Below are 1,580 nucleotides of genomic sequence, written 5' to 3' on the forward strand. Positions count from 1 at the left end.
CATTCTCGATCTTTGTCAAAGATTAAGATTCCTTTTTTTTCCATTCTAATTTGGAGTATTTTCGAGTTTGGATTAAAATTTACATTCTCTCTACCATATTCCTTATAATTTAATTTTAACGCTGTAGAATCTATATAAGGAGTTATTTCAGATTTGTCAACTGTGTATTTTGTATTGTAAAAGTATGTAGAGTTACATTTATTTCTATCTTGAATTTTTATACTTCCCACATTAAAATATGGATGATTTCCTCTATTGCTGTATCTTTTCTTAATCATTTTTCGAAAACCGTCTTTTCCATATTCTTTTAAATATTTTTTGATTGTATTTTTCATTTCATACTCAACGTTTCCATCGTTAAATGCGTTATAATCTTTATTAATACGGTTTTCAATTTCAGTGTAAGTTAATTTAGGAGCACAACCATATAAAGTGAAATATAATAAGCAGAGAATAAATATATTGGACTGTTTAATCTTAAGAATAATTTTCATAGTTTTTGTTTTCCGCAATTAAAGGCAACGTGATTGTATAAGATTAGTTGCGTGTTTTAAGCAACTAATTTAGCAAATACAAACCGAATAGAAAATCCGCGAGGATTTTCGTAAGTAAGCTTGCACTAGCAATTAATTTTATACGGTGTTAGCCACTGGCTTTTTCCGTTATTTTATTCACTTTCACATAAAACCAAGGTGAAGACTCAAATCCGTTTTTCTCATCGTTCATATATTCCACCATTTCAGTCCATTTGTCATTTTCGTTAATCAGTCCGAATTCGTTTATTTCAATTCCGAACTTTTCGATTAAGTCACTTGCTAAATCGTGACAATGAAAACTATGAAATTCACTACTATCTTCAATTCCGATTAAGTCGTAGCCTAAAGTCAGTTCGTCTTTGTTTTCTGTTATTCCTTTTTTTAAATTTATTGAAAGTCCGATTTCGCCAAAACTTGTCTTTTCAGGATTGAATAAATTTAGTAATTCGGTTCTTTCTGATTCGGGAAAGTTAATACTCAATATTTCACTTTCTGCTTTTGGAAAAAACGAACTTTTATATTCGGTTAAGATTTCTAAATCGGCAAATGTGCAAATCCATCCGATTTTATTTTCCTCCATTTTTTTGTCCGTCCAATTCTGTATTTCTTTAATCAGATTTTCATTGAGATTAAAATCCGTTTTAGTTTCTGCACTAACAATTTTTCCGTTTTCAGCCCACGAAATCGACCAAGCATCAAAAAAGGAATCGTTGATACAAGTGCTACAAGTATGCAATTTTTTTCCTTCATAAGTTCCAAAATTGGAATCACGAAGTTTAATTAAATAATATGCTCCAATGTAGTATCTCAATCTTGGATTCAACGTTGTAACGCAACAAATCGTTATTAATTTTTGATGTTACTAAGCTACGTTTTTTAGCTCAATATTGATCATTTCTTGGGGTGTTTTATAACCAATAATTTTTCGAGGTCTATTGTTTAGTTTTTGCTGAATAATTTGCAGCTGATTTTCGCTTATTTCATTAAAGTTTGTTCCTTTAGGAAGGTATCTTCTAATGAGTCCATTCGTATTTTCGTTAGTGC

The 1,580-nt window shown here is 30.1% G+C and carries 3 protein-coding genes; all 3 read right to left on the bottom strand.

Annotation, left to right across the window (positions count from 1 at the left end):
- Nucleotides 1–494, bottom strand: a 494-nt coding sequence (locus N2251_RS00020) for a hypothetical protein (RefSeq protein WP_260584628.1), incomplete at its 3' end; no start/stop codon positions are given.
- A 148-nt stretch (nucleotides 495–642) separates the two neighbouring features.
- Nucleotides 643–1,347, bottom strand: coding sequence for a hypothetical protein (locus N2251_RS00025; RefSeq protein WP_260584629.1), 705 nt, complete (start codon nucleotides 1,345–1,347; stop codon nucleotides 643–645).
- Between the two features lie 51 nt (nucleotides 1,348–1,398).
- The coding region (locus tag N2251_RS00030; RefSeq protein ID WP_376740992.1) for a transposase at nucleotides 1,399–1,580 on the bottom strand (182 nt) is incomplete at its 5' end.

Origin of the sequence: Tenacibaculum haliotis, assembly GCF_025215075.1 — a bacterium.
GTDB lineage: Bacteria > Bacteroidota > Bacteroidia > Flavobacteriales > Flavobacteriaceae > Polaribacter > Polaribacter haliotis_B.